Here is a 17,276-nt window from a genome sequence, read left to right on the forward strand (position 1 = left end):
CATTCTCACAGGGTGTTACTCGATGACCAGGTCACCCAGGTACGGGAAGTTCATGACGTTGAGCACCGGTTCGATGTTCACGTTGTTCTTCGCCGCCCAGGCCAGGTCCTGCCAATGCAGCGGAATGAAGGCCGCGTCGTCGTACAGCCGTTTTTCCACTTCCTGCAACAGCGCCGCGCGCTTGTCCAGATCGGTTTCGACGTTGGCCTGCTCGACCAGGGCGTCGATTTCCGGGTTGCAATAGTTGCCAGCATTGTACTGACCGGCACCGGTCTCGGCATTCGGGCAGAAGGTCAGGAACTCGTAGAAGTTGGCCGAGTCTTCGGTGTCGGCGTGCCAGCCGATCATCATCATGTCGGCGGCGCGGTTGTCGTACTCAGGCCAGTACTGCGCCTTGGGCAGAGTCTTCAGATCCACCTTGATGTTGATGCGGGCCAGCATCGCCGCCACCGCCTGGGCGATCTTGTCGTCGTTCACGTAACGGTTGTTCGGCGCCATCATGGTGATGGTGAAGCCATCCTCGTAACCGGCTTCCTTCATCAGCTGCTTGGCCTTTTCCACGTCGAAACGGGGTTTCAGGTCCGGGTTGTGGCCCTGATAGCCTTCCGGCGACAGCTGAGCAGCCGGGGTGGCGAAGCCCTTCATAATCTTGGCGGCAATGCCTTCCTGGTTGATGGCTTGGCGCACCTTCGGGTTCTTGAAGGCCTCCACCCGCTCCTGGTTCATGTGGAACAGAATGATGCGGGTGCCGCTCATGGTCACCAGCTTGGCGTTCTTGTCGTTGCGGATACGCTCCAGATCGTTGGGCGGGACCGGCGCGATGAAGTCGACACCACCGGACAGCAGCGCGGAGACGCGGGTGGCGTCTTCTTTGATCGGCGTCAGCACGATCTTGCCCACGTTACCCGGGGACTCGGTGTCCCAGTAGTCCTTGAAGCGCTCGAATTCCACCCGCACACCCTGCTGACGCTCGGTCACCCGGAACGGGCCGGTGCCGGAGATGTGGGTGGAGGCGAACGAGTTGCCGTGTTTGAGGATGGCACTCTTGTCCTCGCCGTCCTCGGTGGTGCCGGTATAGAACTCGCTGTCCAGCGGGAAGATGTAGGTGGCGGTGTTCAGCAACAGCGGGTACGGTTCGCTGGTCACCAGCTCGAAGGTGTAGTCGTCGATGATGTTGATGCCGGAGAACGGCTTGAAGATGGCCTTGAAGTCCTGGCTCTGTTTCAGGCGGTCAAAGGTAAACTTGACGTCCTTGGTGGTCAGCTCGTTACCCGAGTGGAACTTCACGCCCTTGCGCAGCTTGAAGCGCACGGTGTTATCGTCGATCCGCTCCCAGCTTTCCGCCAGGCGCGGCTCGAAACCGAGATCCTGCGTCCAGCGCAGCAACGGGTCGAAACTCATGTGCGACAGTTGCAGGATGCCGCCGGAGAGTTGCTCGTGAATGTCGAGGGTTACGGGATCGGCGTCGTACGCCATTTTCAGTTCCTTGGTGGCCTCGGCCGCGAGCGCCATCGGCGCGGTGGCCAGGGCCATGGAACCCATAAAAGCTGCTAAGAATTTTTTCATCGCGTTTTCCGTCGCTGTTTTAGGAGTTTTCACGGAACATCGGCCCAGAAGGGCACCAGATGCCTGGCCAACAAGCTAGCCTCGGAAATCCCCTACGGCAATCGAAATTGCGACATGCGCCTATGCGCGATATGAATGACCCGTTTTAGGGCGCGGCCCCGACCCCGCGCCCCTGCCCTCCCGGCGGGGCATGCGATACACTGGTGCACCCGTGCCCCGCGGTATTGCCACCCCACGCATCACACAGGAACTCTCCATGGCGCTCAAAGCCACCGTATTCAAGGCCTCGCTCCAGATCGCCGACCTTGACCGGCATTACTACGCCGACCACCACCTGACCCTGGCGCGACACCCGTCGGAAACCGACGAACGCATGATGATCCGCCTGCTGGCGCTTGCCCTGAACGCCAGCGACACCCTGGAATTCACCCGGGGCCTGAGCACCGACGAGGAGCCCGAGCTGTGGCAGAAAAGCCTTACCGACGAGATCGAACTGTGGGTGGAGCTGGGACTGCCGGAAGAAGACCGCTTGCGCAAGGCCTGCCACCGGGCCGACCAAGTGCTTCTATATACCTACGGCGGCCGGGCGGTGCCGGTGTGGCAGGCCAAGCATGGCGGCAAGCTGGCGCGCCACACCAACCTGACCGTCTTCGACCTGAAAGCCCCGGAAACCGAAGCGCTGGCCAGTCTCGCCGAACGTACCATGGTGTTCCAAGTGACCATCCAAGACGGCATCGTCACCTTCAGCAACACCCAGGCCTGGGTGTCGGTCGCCCCTACCCGCTGGCAACCCGGCCAGTGACACAAACGCCATGCAAGGGGCTAGACAACGGCGGCCTTCCTACGTAAGATTGCGCTCTCGAAATCACCGCCCGTAGCTCAGCTGGATAGAGCGTTGCCCTCCGGAGGCAAAGGTCTCAGGTTCGAATCCTGACGGGCGGGCCATTTCCCGCCTTCTTTCAATAAGTTACCCAACATCTCCATTAAATTACTGCCAAAAACTCGTCATACCACCATCCTACTGGCAGTTCAGCGCAATGCTAAAGGAATGACCTTCGCCCATTCACACAAAAATCTCCGATTTTGGCGTAAATTTCTGTCTGTGCCCAAATGGCGCAAATGTCATAAGAACCTCTACAGGCAAGTGCCGCTTTGACAAAGGTAAAATGATCGTTTTACCATGCAGGCATGGACACCAGACGTAAGTTGCTTTGCGCTGCGGAAGCGCTTTTTGACCGGCACGGGTTTACCGCCACCGGCATGGGGCGGCTGACCCGGGCCGCCGATATGTCGAGCCGGACCCTGTACAAACACGCTGGCAGCAAGGCCGACCTGATCGTTGCGGTTCTGGCGGAGCGGCAACAGCGCTTCCTGAGGGCGATCCGGGTACAGAGCGTGGAGGCGCTGTTCGCGGCGCTGGAAACCTGGGTGCGCCGCGAGGGGGGACGGGGCTGCCTGTTCCTGCGGGCCTATGGGGAAACGGGCGGAGACGCGCCCGAGATTGCCCAGGCCGTATCAACCTACAAGGCAGAACTGTTCGACACCATCGAGAAGATCGTCTCGGCGGAGACCGGGGGAACGCACCAGCCCGAGCTGGCGGAGCAAATTCTGGTCCTTTTCGAAGGCGCGACCTGGGCGGCGGTTTACCGTGGGACCGGGGCCATAAACGCCGCGCGACAGGCGGCGGTGGCCCTGATCCAACAGGCACGGTCATGACAGCCGGAGCACGACTTGGGGCCACCGGCTTCGGACTGATCGCGGTTTGCTATGGCTTCGCGCGATTCGCCTTCGGACTGTTTCTTCCGCGCATCAATGCCGACCTGTCGCTCAGTCCAACCCTGAGTGGCCTGATCTCAGGCGGGTCCTTTCTGGCGTACTGCATCACGATCATTTTGTCGGCGCATCTGACCGAGCACTTTGGCGCCCGGGCCGTGGCCACCGGGGCGGCACTGGTGGCCGGCGTCGGCATGGCCGGTATTGCCCTGGCCCCCTCCGCTTTCTGGCTGGCCGGCGCCGTCATTCTGGCTGGCTCGAGTACCGGCCTGGCGTCACCGCCCATGGCTGCGGCCGTGGCCACGGTCATCCGGCCGGCTCGACAGGAAGCCGCCAACACCCTGATCAACGCCGGCACCAGCGTGGGTGTCATGATCTCTGGACCGGTGGCGTTGTTGCTGGGTGGCCACTGGCGGCTTGCGTTCGCCGTGTTTGCCCTCGGGGCCCTGGCAATCGCGATTGCGGTGGTGTTCACGGTGCCCGCGGCCACCCGAACAGCGAGCCAGGCCCCGGGCGGCCGGCCGCCGCTCAATGCCGCCCTCACCCGGCTGATCATCGCCGCTTTCCTGATGGGGATGTCCAGCACCGCCCTTTGGAGCTTCGGCGGACAACTGGTCTCGCTCCGTCTGGGGTGGGAAGGTTCAGGCGCGGGGCTGCTTTGGATCGCCATCGGTTCCGCCGGAATTGCCGGAGCCGGTGCAGGCACGCTCGCGGCTCGCCTGGGAATAGATCGGGTGCACCGGCTGTTTCTCGCCGCCATGGCGGTGGGCATTCTAGCGGTTGGTCTCGCCGGCACCACCCCGGTTCTGGCCCTATCCGGCGGCCTCCTGTTCGGTGCCGCCTACATCATGCTGACCGGTATATACCTGATCTGGGGGGTGTCGGTCCTGCCGGATCGGCCGGCAACGGGTCTGATGGTCGGTTTCCTCACCATCGCCATTGGCCAGACCGTCGGCGCCCCGTTGTTCGGATGGCTGATCGACAGCCTAACGGTGACTCACGCGGTGGTGATGTTCGCCGGTGTCGCCATCACGGCCGGCCGGGTCCGCTGCAGACCGATGGCAACGGGCCGGTCCTCGCTCTCAGGGTCCCAGGCCTGACCGCACGGCGCCACGGCCACCGCCTTGACCCACAGGACATAGGCCATGAAAATCATTATCATTACATTCCCCATGCAGCCTACAGGAGTTCCCCATGCCATCCGCCACCGCCCAGGTGACCGTGCCCGCCCCCGGCCCTCTGCTCAAAAAGCTCTGCCGGCATTTCAGCCACAAGGTGGAGGCCACCTTTGACGACCAGTCCGGTGAAGTGCGCTTTCCCTTCGGTACCGCCCGGCTGACGGCCGACGCCGACACCGGGGTGCTGAGCATCCACTCAGAGGCCGAAACCGAGGCACTGCTGGAGCAAACCAAGTCGGTGGTGGGGGACCACCTGGAGCGGTTTTCGACCCGGCATCCGGTCACCGTCATTTGGTCCTGACCCCGCTCCGCCGCCGCGCTCCAGACGGGCTTGGCGGCGCCACTCATCGATTCAATCGATTTATATCTCGCAATTTATCCATTTTTCAGATTCAAATCCCAGACCTAGAATAACCTTATTCCACAAAGCACTATCGAGGATGACATCATGTGGAAAGGTCTGGCGATTTGCGCCGCCCTGAGTGGCGGCGGCTATGCCCTGGCGCGGCTGGCGGGGGGCGGCATCAGTCCGTTGGTCTTTGCCCTGGCCCTGGGGGTACTCGTCGGCAACCTGCCGCTCCGCCCGGACCCACGCCCGCTGGAGGCGGGGCTGAGGTTCGCCACGCGCTGGCTCCTGCGCGGCGGGATCGTCCTGTTCGGGCTGTCTGTCACTCTTCAGCAGGTGCTGGCACTGGGTCCCGGGGTGCTGTTGCTGGATTTCGTGGTCATTGCCACGATTCTGGTTGCCGGTTTCCAGATCGGGACACGCTGGCTCGGACTGGACCGGGAAACCGCTCTACTCATCAGCGCCGGCAGCGCCATCTGCGGCGCCGCAGCGGTGCTGGCCACCGAAGCCACCATTCGGGCGCGGCCCGCCGCCACCGCCATGGCGGTGGCGACCGTGGTGCTGTTTGGCAGTCTGGCCATGCTGGTCTATCCAGCGCTGTTCCCGCTGTTCGGCTGGGACCAGGGGCTCTATGGCATCTACATCGGCGCCACCGTGCACGAAGTGGCCCAGGTGGTGGCCGCAGGCAACGCCGTCGGCGCCGATGCCCTGGCCAATGCGGTCATCGTGAAACTGGTGCGGGTGATGCTGTTGGTGCCGTTCCTGTTCATCGTCGGCCGTTGGTGGCTCGCCCGCCAGCCACGCCCCGAGGGCACGCCGGCTCGGGCCGCCCGGCTGCCGGTACCCTGGTTCGCCTTCGGCTTTCTGGCGATGGTGGGGGTGAACAGCCTGGTGTCCATTCCGGGCCCTCTGCACGACGGCCTGTCGCTGTTGGGGCAGGCCGCCCTGACCATGGCCATGGCGGCCCTGGGCTTCGAGACCCGGCTGGAGAAACTGCGCGCCCTCGGCGTCAGTCCCCTGATCCTGGGATCGATTCTGTTCCTGCTGCTGATTACGGGCGGCGGCGCTATGACGGCTCTGATCGCGACGATCTAGATCCGGGCTGGAATTCGGGGACGGGGTGGCAGGCAGGGCGGAGGATGGAGCTGCAGGGGGGAGTCGAACCCCCGACCTACTGATTACGAATCAGTTGCTCTACCGCCTGAGCTACTGCAGCTTTCCGGGGGCGATAGCATACCGTGAAGTTTTCGAATTGCCCAGTGCCGGATGCCGTTTTTTCCAGGGCACGCCACGCCGGTCCGTCAGGGCCGCTCGCCGCCCGCCCCGGCTTCCGCCAGCCGTCGGTTCAGGCCATCGGCCGGGCGCCAGTGCGCCTCGCCGGTCTGGTCATGGAAGTCGAGCAAACGGGCCTGGATGGTGGCCAGCCCTTCCCGCTCGGCCCAGTACATCAGCCCGCCCTTGTGGGCGGGGAAGCCGTAACCGCAGTTCCAGATCACATCAATGTCGACCGGCCGCCTGGCGATGCCCTCATCCAGGATGCGAAAAGCCTCGTTGACCATCACGTACAGGCAGCGCTGCCGGATCTCCTCGTCACTCACCGCCCGAACCGTCACCCCCTGTTCGGCCCGGAATCGCTCGATCAGGCGCAGGACCTCCACGTCTTCCTTGGGGGTCCGGTCTCCCGGCTCGTAGCGGTAGACCCCGGCACCGGTTTTCTGGCCCAGGCGCCCCTGCTCCACCAACAGGTCCAGCCAGGTCCGGGGTACCGTATCGCCGGCCCGGCGCCGTTCCTCCCGGGCCCGGTAACCGACATCCAGGCCGGCCAGGTCCGACATGGCGAACTGCCCCATCGGGAAACCGAACGCCGTCAGCACCCGGTCGACCCGGGCCGGCGTGGCCCCGTCGGTGACCAGGGCCAGAGCCTCGGCGAGCCGCCGGTAGAGAATGCGATTGCCAACGAACCCGTAACCATTGCCCACCAGCACGCCCACCTTGCCCAGGCGCCGGGCCAGCGACATGGCGGTCGCCTGGGTGGCGGCGCCGGTGGCCGCGCCCTCGACCACTTCCAGCAAGCGCATCACATTGGCAGGGCTGAAGAAGTGCATGCCGATGACATCCGCCGGCCGGTCGGTCGCGTCGGCGATGCGGTCGATATCCAGGGTCGAGGTGTTGGTCGCCAGCACCGTGCCGGGGCGGCACACCCGATCCAGCTCGGCGAAAATCTCCCGTTTGATGCCCAGGTTCTCGACGGCGGCTTCCACTACCAGATCCACCGTCGCCAGCGCACCGTAGTCCCGGGTCGAGGACAGCCGCCGCTGGCGGGTCCGGGCTTCGTCCTCGGTCAGCCGGCCCCTGGCGACCGCCCGCGCATAATGCTGGCCGATGGCTCCCAGGCCCTGCTTCAGCGCCTCCGGATTCACGTCGAACAGACACACCGGCAGACCGGCGTCCAAAAAGCTGATGGCGATGCCCCGGCCCATGGTGCCAGCACCAAGCACCGCGACCGAGGCCACCGGCCGGGCCAGCCGGTCATCAAGGCCCGGGACCTTGAAGGCTTGCCGCTCGGCGAAGAAGGCGTGAACCAGCCCCCGGTGTTCGTCGGAACCCTTGCACGCCAGAAACAGCTGACGTTCCGTCTTCAGCCCCTCGGCAAAGGGTAAGGTCAGCGAGGCCCTCAGGGCCTCCAGGCATTTCAGGGGCGCCTGTCGGCCCCGGGCGGAACGGGCCAGGGCAATGGCCGCCTGGTCCAGTCCGTCCCGGGCTTGGTCGGCGTCCGGAACCGGGCGGTCGCTGGCCCTTGGCGGCGGCCCATCGCGCCCCTCCAGGGTACGGGCGAAGGCTTGCCCGGCTTCAAGCAGGGGCTCGTGGACCAGGCCATGCACCAGCCCGCAGGCCAGGGCCCGCTGGGCGTCGATGCGCCGGCCCCGGGCCACCATATCGATGGCCAGGGGCATGCCGACCAGACGTGGCAGCCGCTGGGTGCCTCCGGCGCCGGGCACCAGGCCGAGGGTCACCTCGGGCAGCCCCAGCTCGGTGTCGGGGGTCGCCAGGCGGTAGTGGCACGCCAGCGCAATCTCCAGGCCCCCACCCAGGGCCGTGCCGTGCATCAGGGCGATCACCGGCTTGCGGCTGGCCTCGATCACGGCGGTCACATCGGGCAGGGAGGGCCCCTGCGGCAGCTGCGACAGCTCGCGGAGGTCGGCGCCGGCTATGAAGGTTCGGCCCGCACACATCAGGCCGATGGCCGTGACCTGGGCGTCCACGAGCGCCTGGGCCAGGGCATCCAGCAGACCCTGGCGCACCGACTGGTTCAGCGCGTTCACCGGTGGATGGTCGATGCGGATGACGGCGAAGCGACCGTGACGTTCATAGACAACCGGATGAGCCAACGGAGTGCCCCCTTGTGTTGCGTTGAAAAACTGGGCGGTGCCGGCCAATCAGCCGGCTTGGCGCAGTGTGTGGATCAGGTCGAACAGCTGCAGGTGCTCCAGGTTCATCACCTGTTCCCACAGGGCCTCGGCGCAGGGACGCCCCGTTACCGGCGTCGCCAGTTCATAGAACTTGTCCCGCAGTTCGGCGTCCGTCAGCGGCTCCTCCGGGTCACCGTGGCGGTAACGCTGCAGGTGTTCGGCCACCTGCCCGCCCCGATAGGTGATGCGCACCAAGGCCCCCCGCTTCCGTGGGTAGTCCCGGTCCAGCGCCTCGTTCACCATCAGGCTGATTCGATTCATGACCGACCGGATGGCCGGGTCGGCCAGGCGCTCTTCGGTAAACGCGTTCAGGCGCACCCGGCCGTGCACCAGCGCCGTCGCCACCGTGAAGAAGACGCTGAAACGGGCATCGAACGACGTCTTCACGTCACTGCGGCCGACCACCTGCACCGCGGTCCGGTAGGTTTCGATCTCCACGTGTTCCACCTCCTTCCAGGTGAAACCGTGCGCTTTCATCAGCGCCAGGGCGCCGTCGATGGCCGCGAAGGTATGGCCGCAGCAGCCGTGGTTCTTCAGGGTCACCGATTCGATGTTGAAGGTCTCGCCGATGCCGTTCAGGGCCCGGGGCCAGTCGATGTCGGCCTCGGCCATGGCCGCGCCAAACCCCGCCGGCCCGTCCAGGATGCGGGCGGCACCGGTAAAGCCGTTGCTCGCCAGCAGGGCCGCGGTCACCCCGGCCTCGGCGGCCCGGCCAGCGTGCAGCGGCTTGCTCATGGCGTCCGCCTGGAACGCTTCCCGCAAACCGGCGGCGAAGGTACCGGCGGTGGCCAGGGCATGGGCGAAGGCCTCGGGGGACAGTTTCAGCAGGCTGGCGGCCGCAGCGGCGGCGCCGAAGCAGCCCACCGTGCCGGTGGTGTGCCAGTGGCGGTAGTGTGCCGGCTGTACCGCCGCCCCGATGCGGGTGGAGATCTCGTAGCCGTTGATGACGGCGCGGATCAGGTCGAGGCCGCTGGCGCCCCGGGGCTCGCCCACTGCCAGGGCGGCCGCGATCACCGGGCTGCCGGGGTGGTAGATCGCGTCGCGGAAAATGTCGTCAAACTCCACCACGTGGGATGCGGTGCCGTTGATCAGCGCGGCGGTGCGGGAGGATCCCCGGCGGTCATCGCCAACCACGGTGGCGCCGTCACGATCGTGGTCGTGCAGCTCGTCGCACAGGGCGTTCTTCAGCGAGGCCACCAGGGGCGTGGCGGAACCGGGCAGGGTGGCCGCCAGCCAGTCCAGGATCACCCGCTTGGTCTCGTGCAGGGTGCGGGGTGCGACCGCGCCCCGGGCGATCTCACAGGCTTTTTCAGAGACATCGAGCAGAAGTGGCATCGTAGGCTCCTCGGCATCAGTGCATGGGGGACAACAGGACGGCGCTCATGCGCACTCCTGCATCGAACGGGTCAATTTGCGCCGGCGCGTGGTGACGATGACCTGCACCAGCACTAGGCCGATGATGGCCATGCCGATGACATCGGTCAGCACGCCCGGAATCACCAGGGTCAGCGCGCCGATGGCAATCAGCCCCCGCTGCCAGGGATTCAGGTCGGCGAGGAACCAGCCCACGGTGACGGTCGCGAACGCCACGATGCCCAGCGCCGAGGTGGCGAACGTGTGCAGGATTGAGGTCAGATCCCCTTCCAGCAGCAGCCCCGGGCCGTAGACGAACAGGAACGGAATCAGGAACGCCGGCATCGAATAGAGGAAGGCCGTCATCCCGGTCTTCATGGGTTTGCTGCCGGAGATCCCGGCGGCGGTGTAGGCCGCCAACGACACCGGCGGCGTGATCGGCGCGAAGGACGCAAAGTAGAACACGAACAGGTGGGCCGCCAGGGCGCTGACTCCCAGCTCCAGCAGCGCCGGTACCGACAGCACCGAGAACACGATGTAGGCCGGCGTCGGCGGCAGTCCCATTCCGATCACCAGCGTACCGAGCATGACCAGTCCCAGGCTGACCAACAGCGAGTTCTCGCCCAGGCTCAGCAGCACCCCGGACAGTTTCAGGCCAACCCCCGTCAGGGTGATGATGCCGACCACCAGACCGGCCGCGGCGCAGGCTACCGACACCAGCAGCATGCGTTTGGCCGACACTTCCAGGATCTCGATGATGTCACGCCAGCCCAGGCGCTGAGCCGGATTGAGCAGGCCCACCACGATCGAGGCGGCAATCGAATAAAGGGCGGCGCGGGTCACCGACACCTTGGCGAAGACCAGGAAGTACACCAACACCGCCAGGGGAATCAGCAGGATCAGGCTGCGTTTCAGGGTCGCCCGGATGTCAGGCAGCTCGTCCTTGCTCATCCCCCGCAGCCGGCGCTTGGCCGCCTCGAAATCCACCACGAAGAAGATCGACAGGAAATACAGCAGGGCCGGCAGGATCGCGGCGATGACAATGTCCGAATAGGCGATGCCGGCCATTTCCGACATCACAAACGCCCCCACCCCCATCACCGGCGGCAGTACCGAGCCGCCGCAGGACGCCACCGACTCGATGGCGCCGGAGACGTGGGGCTGGTAACCCACCCGTTTCATCAGGGGAATGGTGAAGATGCCGGTGGTGGTCACGTTCGCCACCGGGCTGCCGTTGATCGACCCGGTCAAGGCGGAGGCGAACACCGCCACCTTGGCCGGACCGCCCCGGCGCCGGCCGCCGATCGCGGTGGCCAAGTCGATGAAAATCTGGCTGCCGCCGGTCTTTTCCAGGAAGGTCCCAAAGATGATGAAGATGGCCACGAAGGTGGCGGCGGCGGCCGCGGCCGGGCCGAAGATCCCCTCGGTGGTCAGGTACATGGTGGTAATGATGCGGTCGAGGCTGTAGCCGCCATGGCCGAAGGTGCCCGGCACCACATAGCCGAAGAAGCCGTACCCCAGGAATACCGCGGCGATGATCGTCAGCGGCCAGCCCACCACCCGCCGGCAGGCCTCCAGCAGCACCACGATGAAGACCGACCCGAACAGACGGTCCCAGACGGTGAGATAGCCGATCCGCTGGTTGATGGTCTGGTAGGCTTCGTACAGATAGATGCCCGACACAAGAATCAGGGCAAACAGGACGATGTCCAGCACGCGGCCGAAACGCCCGCCCCGCTGGGCGGGATGGGCCAGGAAAATCAACGCGACGATCAGGGTCACGTGAATGCCCCGCTGCAGCACCGGTGTCAGGCTACCGAATATGCCGGTATACAGGCTGAAACCGGAAACGAGCATGGCAAAGACGAAAATGGTGGAGCGCCGTACCATAGGTCACCTCGGCAAACGGAAGCGCCCCCGCCCAGTGGCGGGAGCGGGAGAGATTGGCCGCTATTTCGGGAGCAGGCCCATGTCCTGGTAGCAGCGCTTGGCGCCGGGGTGCAGCGGCAGAATGCCTTTCGGGTATTCCGACACCGGTGTCGACTTGAGCGCCGAGTGGCTGTTTTTGAACCGGTCCAGGTTCCGGTCGAACAGCGCCATGCACATCTCATAGACCTCGTTCTCGTCCATGTCCTCGCGCACGGCCAGGTAGGTGGAGGTGCTGATGGTCTGCACATCCTCGTCAACCCCTTGGTAGGTGCCGGCCGGGATCACGAACGGCTCCAGGTAGGACGCCGCATCCACCATCCGCTTGAGGTTCTTCTCGCCGATGCTGGCCAGGACGATGTCGTGGGTGGCCGCGATTTCCTGCACGTTGCCGGAGGGCATGCCCACGGAGATGACCACGGCATCCACGTTGCCGTCCACCAGGGCGTCGGAGCCTTCCCGGAAGTTCAGGTAACGGGGCTCCAGGTTCTTGCCGTAAATCAGGCCCGCCCCTTCCAGGACCACCTTGGCCTTGCTGCCGGTCCCGGAGCCGGGCGCGCCCACCGCCACCGTCTTGCCGTCCAGATCGGCCACGGTGTGAATGCCGCTGCCTTTGAGCGCAACCACGTGCAGGGGCATGCTGTAGATCTTGGCGATGGGCGCCAGGGGAATGTGAGGCCGGCCCTCGAAGGGCCCGGTGCCATGAGTGGCGTTCCACAGGGTGTCCCCCCCGAAGAAGCCGATGTCGCTCTCGCCCGAACCGATCAGGCGGGCGTTTTCCACGGAGCCGCCGGTGGCCTCCGCGGTGAAGTTGTAGCCCTCCATCTCATCGTTGAGGATGGACGCGATCACGCCGCCGATCGGATAAAAGGCGCCGGTGGTCGAGGCGGTGGCGATTTTGCGGTATTCGTCGGCCTGGGCGACCGAGCCGAGGGTGAGTGCGGCGGAAAGGCCCACGAACGCAACAGACTTCAGAAACGTTCTTATTTTCATGGCAAACCTCTTGGTTGTTCTATTGTTGTGAGTTGCAAGGGTGTTCTGCGGTGGTCTGGATCATCGATTGGCCGCCCCGCAGACCGACGGGGCTTGGTGAACTTATGAACCGCAGACTAGCCAGTTCTCGGGGCCTTGAGTACAGACGATTTCGAATGCGGGCATGAGCAATCGTAATGCCGGGGGGCCTCCGCCACCGGGACGGGGTGCGGCCCTCGGCCGGCCGGGTGCGGAAAATCCCGAGTGCCGTAAGGGGGTTATACCACAGGCGACCGTCGCCGAAGGTTACAGGCCGGCGCCCGGTCCCGCGCCCGCATGCCAATAAGTCATGGCCGACTTAACTTATGCGAAGTTGCCGCCCATGGGGATCGGAGCGAATCTAGGGTCATGCACCTTTCCCAACCAACAAACACAAGTCAGGCGACAACATGAATTTCGAGTTGACCCCAGAACAACGAGCCTTTTCCGACAGTGTCCGCCGTTTCGGCCAGGCCCATCTCGCCAGTGGTGCCCTGGAGCGCGCCCACGCCCGGGGCTACCCCTGGGAGGTCGCGCGCATGCTGGCGGAACAGGGCCTGATCGGAATCCTGGTCAAGGAAGAGGACGGCGGCATTGGCGGCACCCTGATGGACGCGGTCATCGCCATCCAGGAACTGGCCTATTCCTGCCCCAAAAGCGCGGATATCGTCCAGGCCGGCAACTTCGGCGCCATCCGCACCTTTGCCGAATACGCCTCACCCGAGCTGAAGGCACGCTACCTGCCCGACCTGCTGGCCGGCCGGACCCTGCTGGGGCTGGGCATGAGCGAGCCGGAAGCCGGCTCCGCGGCCACCGAGCTGAAGACCACCGCGACCCGGGACGGCGACCACTACCTGATCAACGGCACCAAGGTGTTCTCGACCCACAGCGCCGATGCCACCGCCTATCTGGTTTACGTCCGCTTCGGGCCCGGCCTCAACGGCATTGGCTCGGTGATCGTCGATCGGGACGCCCCGGGCCTGCAGGTGGGGCAGCCGTCCACCTTCATGAGCGGCGAGGAATGGTGTCAGCTCTATTTCGACAACTGCCGGATTCCCAAGTCCAACGTGCTGCTGGGGCCTGGCGGTTTCAAGAAGCAGATCACCGGCTTCAACGTCGAACGCATCGGCAATGCCTCCCGCGCCCTGGCGCTGGGGCGCTACGCCTTCAATGTCGCCCGCGAACACTGCCTGACGCGAACCCAGTTCGGCCGGCCGCTTTGCGAGTTCCAGGGGTTGCAGTGGAAATTCGCCGAGATGGCGCTGCAACTGGAGTCGGCCCAGCTGCTGCTGTACAAGGCCGCGGTCAACGGCGAGAACGGGCTGCCCAGTGCCTTCGACACGGCCATCGCCAAGCTGGCCTGCAACCAGGCCGGTTTCCAGGTCGCCAACGAGGCGATGCAGGCCATGGGCGCCTACGGTTTCTCGACCGAGTCCCTGGTCGAGTACTGCGTCAAGCGGACCCGGGGCTGGATGATCGCCGGCGGTTCCCTGGAAATTCTCAAGAACCGCATCGCCGAATCGGTGTTCGAACGCCGCTTCAGCCAACGCGCCAACTGATTGTCCAGGGGTTTCATCATGGCACACGCAGTCACCGGCCGGGCCCTGGCCCGGGCCCTGCTCAATCCCGCCAGCGTGGCACTGGTGGGCATTTCCAATAACCTTGAGAAAACCGCCGCCCGGCCGCTCCAATTCCTGCGCCGGGCCGGCTTCGCCGGCAAGGTCTACAACGTCAACCCGACTCGGGAGGAAGTACAGGGCGAAAAAGCCTACCCGTCCCTCGCCGCCCTGCCGGAGGTGCCGGATCACGCCTTCATCCTGACCAACACCGAGCAGGCGATGGCCGCCGTCGAGGCGTGCGGCCGCCTGGGGATCCCGGTGGCCACCGTCCTCGCCGGAGGGTTTTCCGAGCAGGGGGCCGCCGGCCTGGAGCGGGAAAACCGGCTCAAGGCCATCGCCCGACAAGCCGGCGTCCGCCTGCTGGGGCCCTCCAGCATCGGCCTGGTCAACGTCCACAGCCACCTGACCCTGACCGCCAACGCCGCCTTCGGCGAACCCGGCCTGCCCAAGGGCGGCATCTTCTGCGCCTCCCACAGCGGCAGCCTGATCGGGGCCCTGACCTCCCGCGGCCGGGCCCGGGGGATCGGCTTCAACGCCCTGGTTTCGGTGGGCAGTGAATGTGACCTGTCCGTGGGAGAGATCTGCGAAGCCACCCTGGACGATCCCGCCATTACCGGCTACCTGCTGTTTCTGGAAACCTCCCGCAACGCCCGGCACCTCCGCCGCTTCGCTCTCGCCGCGGCGGCCCGGGGCAAACCGGTGGTTGCCTACAAGCTGGGGCGATCGGAACTGGCGGCGGAGCTGGCGGTGTCCCACACCGGTGCCCTCGCCGGCGAGGACAGCGTCACCGACGCCCTGCTCAAGGATTGCGGCATCGCCCGCGTCGACACCTTCGAGGGCCTGCTGGAGTCTCTGCCCCTGCTGGCCCGCACCCCCTACCGCAAGGCCGGCGACCGGCCGCCCCGGGTCGGTGTGGTCACCACCACCGGCGGCGGCGCCGCCATGGCGGTGGACCAGCTCGGCATTCGCGGCATCGACGTGGTGCCGCCCTCCGACCAGACCCGGGAGCAGTTGCGCCAGGCAGGCATCGACGGCGGTTCCGGCCGCATCCTCGATCTCACCCTGGCCGGCACCCGCTACGATGTCATGAAGACGACCCTGGATATCCTGGGCCAGGCGCCTGAATTCGACCTGATCCTGGCCACCGTCGGCTCCTCCGCACGCAACCACCCGCACCTGGCGGTCAAGCCGGTCAGCGACAGCATTCACCAGGCCAAGCCGCTGGCCTGTTTCATCGTACCGGAGGCTCCCGAGGCCCTGACCCTGCTGACCGAGGCCGGTGTTCCCAACTTCCGGACACCGGAATCCTGCGGCGACGTCATCGCCGCCGCCCTCAACCGTCGGGCCCCGAATCCGGAACTCGCCGCAGACGTGACACCGATGCCGACGACGTACCGGGCCATCGACGAAGCCCAGGCCTACCACCTGTTCGCGGAAGTGGGCCTGACGCACGCCGATTTCACGGTGATCGACGTGGACGCCCCTCTGCCCGCCCTGTCCTTCGACTACCCAGTGGTGGCCAAGGTACTCAGCGCTCGGGTGTCCCACAAAACCGACGTCGGCGGCGTGGTTCTGCCCATCCATAACGACCAGGAGCTGAAACAGGCGATCCAGCGGATCCGGTACAACGTGGAACGGAACCTGCCGGGGGAAACGGTCAAGCAGGTGCTGGTGCAGCGCCTGACCCGGCCGGTCGGCGAAGCGCTGGTCGGCATCCGGCGCGACCCCGAGGTGGGCCCGATCGTCATGGTCGCCGCCGGCGGCATCTACACCGAACTCTACAAAGACCGCAGCCTGCGCCTGGCGCCGGTGGATCTCGAGACCGCCCGGGAAATGATTGGCGAGGTCACTGCCTTCCAGGCGCTGACCGGTTACCGGGGACGGCCCCGGGGCGATCTGGAGGCGCTGGCCGACGCCATCGTCAAGCTGTCACGACTGGCGGTTTCCGACCGCTATGGCATCGTCGAGGCCGAGATCAATCCCTTGATGGTGCTGGAGCAGGGCCAGGGCGCCCTGGCCGTGGATGCGCTGGTCACCGTCGGCACCTGAATCACGCCATTGCGTCGAGACCCTCACCGTGCACAGCCCATGGTGACGCCTTGCCCTCACGTTCGAGCGTGAGGGCTTTTTTATGCCATCGGGGGAAACCACATGCAGCAATCCAACAGCCAAGAATGGCGTCTGGCCGGTGGCCGGCTGGCGGCCCAGGTCTGGGGACCGGACACGGCCTCCACCACCTGGCTCGCCCTGCACGGCTGGGCCGACAACGCCGCCACCTTCGCTCGGCTCGCGCCGGACCTGACCGATACTCTGAATCTGCGGATCGTGGCGCTGGATTTTTCCGGCCACGGCCACTCGGCACACCGTCCACCGCGCTCGGAATACGCCCTGTGGAGCTACAGCCATGACGCCCTGGACGCCCTCGACGCGCTGGGGCTGACCCGCGTTACCCTGCTCGGCCATTCGCTGGGCGCCGGGGTCGCCAACCTGCTGGCGGCGACCTACCCGGAGCGGGTCCAGGCACTGGTACTGATCGACGGCCTGCTGGGCCGGCTGGCAACCACGGCGGGCCTGGTCGGGCAACTGCGGCGGGGGCTCTCCGACCAGCGGCGGCCGCCGTCCGAGCCGCCCCGCTACCGGAGCGTCGAACAAGCGGTTCAGGTCCGGGTCAGCAAAAGCCTGCTCCCCATCGATGCCGACACCGCTCGCCCGATCGTGCTTCGTAACCTGGACGGCTGTGACCGAACCGGCTATCGGCTCCGGCTCGACCGCCAGGTCATGGCCGCCCGGCCCATGGCCTTCACCGAGGCCCAGGCGGTCGCCGTGCTGGCCGCCATACGCTGTCCGGCGCTGCTGCTTCAGGGGCGTGACGGCATTATCCCGGAACGGGACCCCCGCGGGGTCTGCCGGGCCGCGATTCCGGGACTGACCCAGATCACCCTGGACGGCGGCCACCACCTGCACCTGGCCCCGGCAACCTGCGCCCCGGTGGCCCAAGCCATTGCCCGCTGGTACGGATGACCACGAAAAAGGG

At 65.8% G+C, this 17,276-nt stretch carries 13 protein-coding genes and 2 tRNA genes; 9 read left to right on the top strand and 6 right to left on the bottom strand.

The annotated features are described in order from the left end of the window. Positions 1–15: 15 nt before the first annotated feature. Entirely contained in the window at positions 16–1,566 is a 1,551-nt protein-coding gene (locus BTO32_RS03495; protein ID WP_076723063.1) for an ABC transporter substrate-binding protein, read from the bottom strand. Positions 1,567–1,822: 256 nt separating this feature from the next. On the opposite strand from BTO32_RS03495, the gene BTO32_RS03500 reads away from it, so the two are divergent. From BTO32_RS03500 to BTO32_RS03525, 6 genes are all read left to right on the top strand, one after another. Next, positions 1,823–2,368: a YaeQ family protein gene (locus tag BTO32_RS03500; protein WP_076723064.1), complete on the top strand. Its 546-nt coding sequence runs from the start codon at positions 1,823–1,825 to the stop codon at positions 2,366–2,368. 66 nt (positions 2,369–2,434) lie between these two features. Then, positions 2,435–2,511: transfer RNA gene (locus BTO32_RS03505), tRNA-Arg, on the top strand. A 243-nt stretch (positions 2,512–2,754) separates the two neighbouring features. Continuing rightward, positions 2,755–3,282 carry a TetR/AcrR family transcriptional regulator gene (locus BTO32_RS03510; RefSeq protein WP_076723065.1) on the top strand — a complete coding sequence of 176 codons (528 nt, stop codon included), beginning with the start codon at positions 2,755–2,757 and terminating at the stop codon, positions 3,280–3,282. Next, positions 3,279–4,439: an MFS transporter gene (locus BTO32_RS03515; protein ID WP_076723066.1), complete on the top strand. Its 1,161-nt coding sequence runs from the start codon at positions 3,279–3,281 to the stop codon at positions 4,437–4,439. The genes BTO32_RS03510 and BTO32_RS03515 overlap by 4 nt, the downstream gene beginning before the upstream one ends. A 94-nt stretch (positions 4,440–4,533) precedes the next feature. Then, positions 4,534–4,818 carry a DUF2218 domain-containing protein gene (locus BTO32_RS03520; RefSeq protein ID WP_076723067.1) on the top strand — a complete coding sequence of 95 codons (285 nt, stop codon included), beginning with the start codon at positions 4,534–4,536 and terminating at the stop codon, positions 4,816–4,818. 147 nt (positions 4,819–4,965) lie between these two features. After that, entirely contained in the window at positions 4,966–5,958 is a 993-nt protein-coding gene (locus tag BTO32_RS03525) for a YeiH family protein (protein ID WP_076723068.1), read from the top strand. Between the two features lie 45 nt (positions 5,959–6,003). Here the strand turns inward: BTO32_RS03525 and BTO32_RS03530 are convergent. The 5 genes from BTO32_RS03530 to BTO32_RS03550 all read right to left on the bottom strand — a co-directional run bounded on the left by BTO32_RS03530 (position 6,004) and on the right by BTO32_RS03550 (position 12,605). Then, positions 6,004–6,079, bottom strand: a tRNA-Thr gene (locus tag BTO32_RS03530). An 85-nt stretch (positions 6,080–6,164) separates the two neighbouring features. Then, the gene (locus BTO32_RS03535) at positions 6,165–8,252 is read right to left on the bottom strand and encodes a 3-hydroxyacyl-CoA dehydrogenase NAD-binding domain-containing protein (RefSeq protein ID WP_076723141.1); all 2,088 of its coding nucleotides are present in this window, start codon (positions 8,250–8,252) and stop codon (positions 6,165–6,167) included. Positions 8,253–8,300: 48 nt separating this feature from the next. After that, complete coding sequence (locus BTO32_RS03540) at positions 8,301–9,668, bottom strand: MmgE/PrpD family protein (RefSeq protein WP_076723069.1); 1,368 nt, start codon at positions 9,666–9,668, stop codon at positions 8,301–8,303. 45 nt (positions 9,669–9,713) lie between these two features. Then, complete coding sequence (locus BTO32_RS03545) at positions 9,714–11,576, bottom strand: TRAP transporter permease (protein ID WP_076723070.1); 1,863 nt, start codon at positions 11,574–11,576, stop codon at positions 9,714–9,716. 60 nt (positions 11,577–11,636) lie between these two features. Then, positions 11,637–12,605 carry a TAXI family TRAP transporter solute-binding subunit gene (locus BTO32_RS03550; RefSeq protein ID WP_076723071.1) on the bottom strand — a complete coding sequence of 323 codons (969 nt, stop codon included), beginning with the start codon at positions 12,603–12,605 and terminating at the stop codon, positions 11,637–11,639. Positions 12,606–13,033: 428 nt separating this feature from the next. Between BTO32_RS03550 and BTO32_RS03555 the strand changes: the two genes are divergently transcribed. The 3 genes from BTO32_RS03555 to BTO32_RS03565 all read left to right on the top strand — a co-directional run bounded on the left by BTO32_RS03555 (position 13,034) and on the right by BTO32_RS03565 (position 17,263). Next, entirely contained in the window at positions 13,034–14,182 is a 1,149-nt protein-coding gene (locus BTO32_RS03555; RefSeq protein ID WP_076723072.1) for an acyl-CoA dehydrogenase family protein, read from the top strand. 18 nt (positions 14,183–14,200) lie between these two features. Beyond that, positions 14,201–16,291, top strand: a complete 2,091-nt coding sequence (locus BTO32_RS03560; protein WP_076723073.1) for an acetate--CoA ligase family protein — start codon at positions 14,201–14,203, stop codon at positions 16,289–16,291. A 102-nt stretch (positions 16,292–16,393) separates the two neighbouring features. Beyond that, the gene (locus BTO32_RS03565; protein ID WP_076723074.1) at positions 16,394–17,263 is read left to right on the top strand and encodes an alpha/beta fold hydrolase; all 870 of its coding nucleotides are present in this window, start codon (positions 16,394–16,396) and stop codon (positions 17,261–17,263) included. Positions 17,264–17,276 lie beyond the last annotated feature (13 nt).

The sequence above is a fragment of the Marinobacter lutaoensis genome (assembly GCF_001981305.1).
Taxonomy (GTDB): Bacteria; Pseudomonadota; Gammaproteobacteria; order Pseudomonadales; family Oleiphilaceae; genus Marinobacter; species Marinobacter lutaoensis.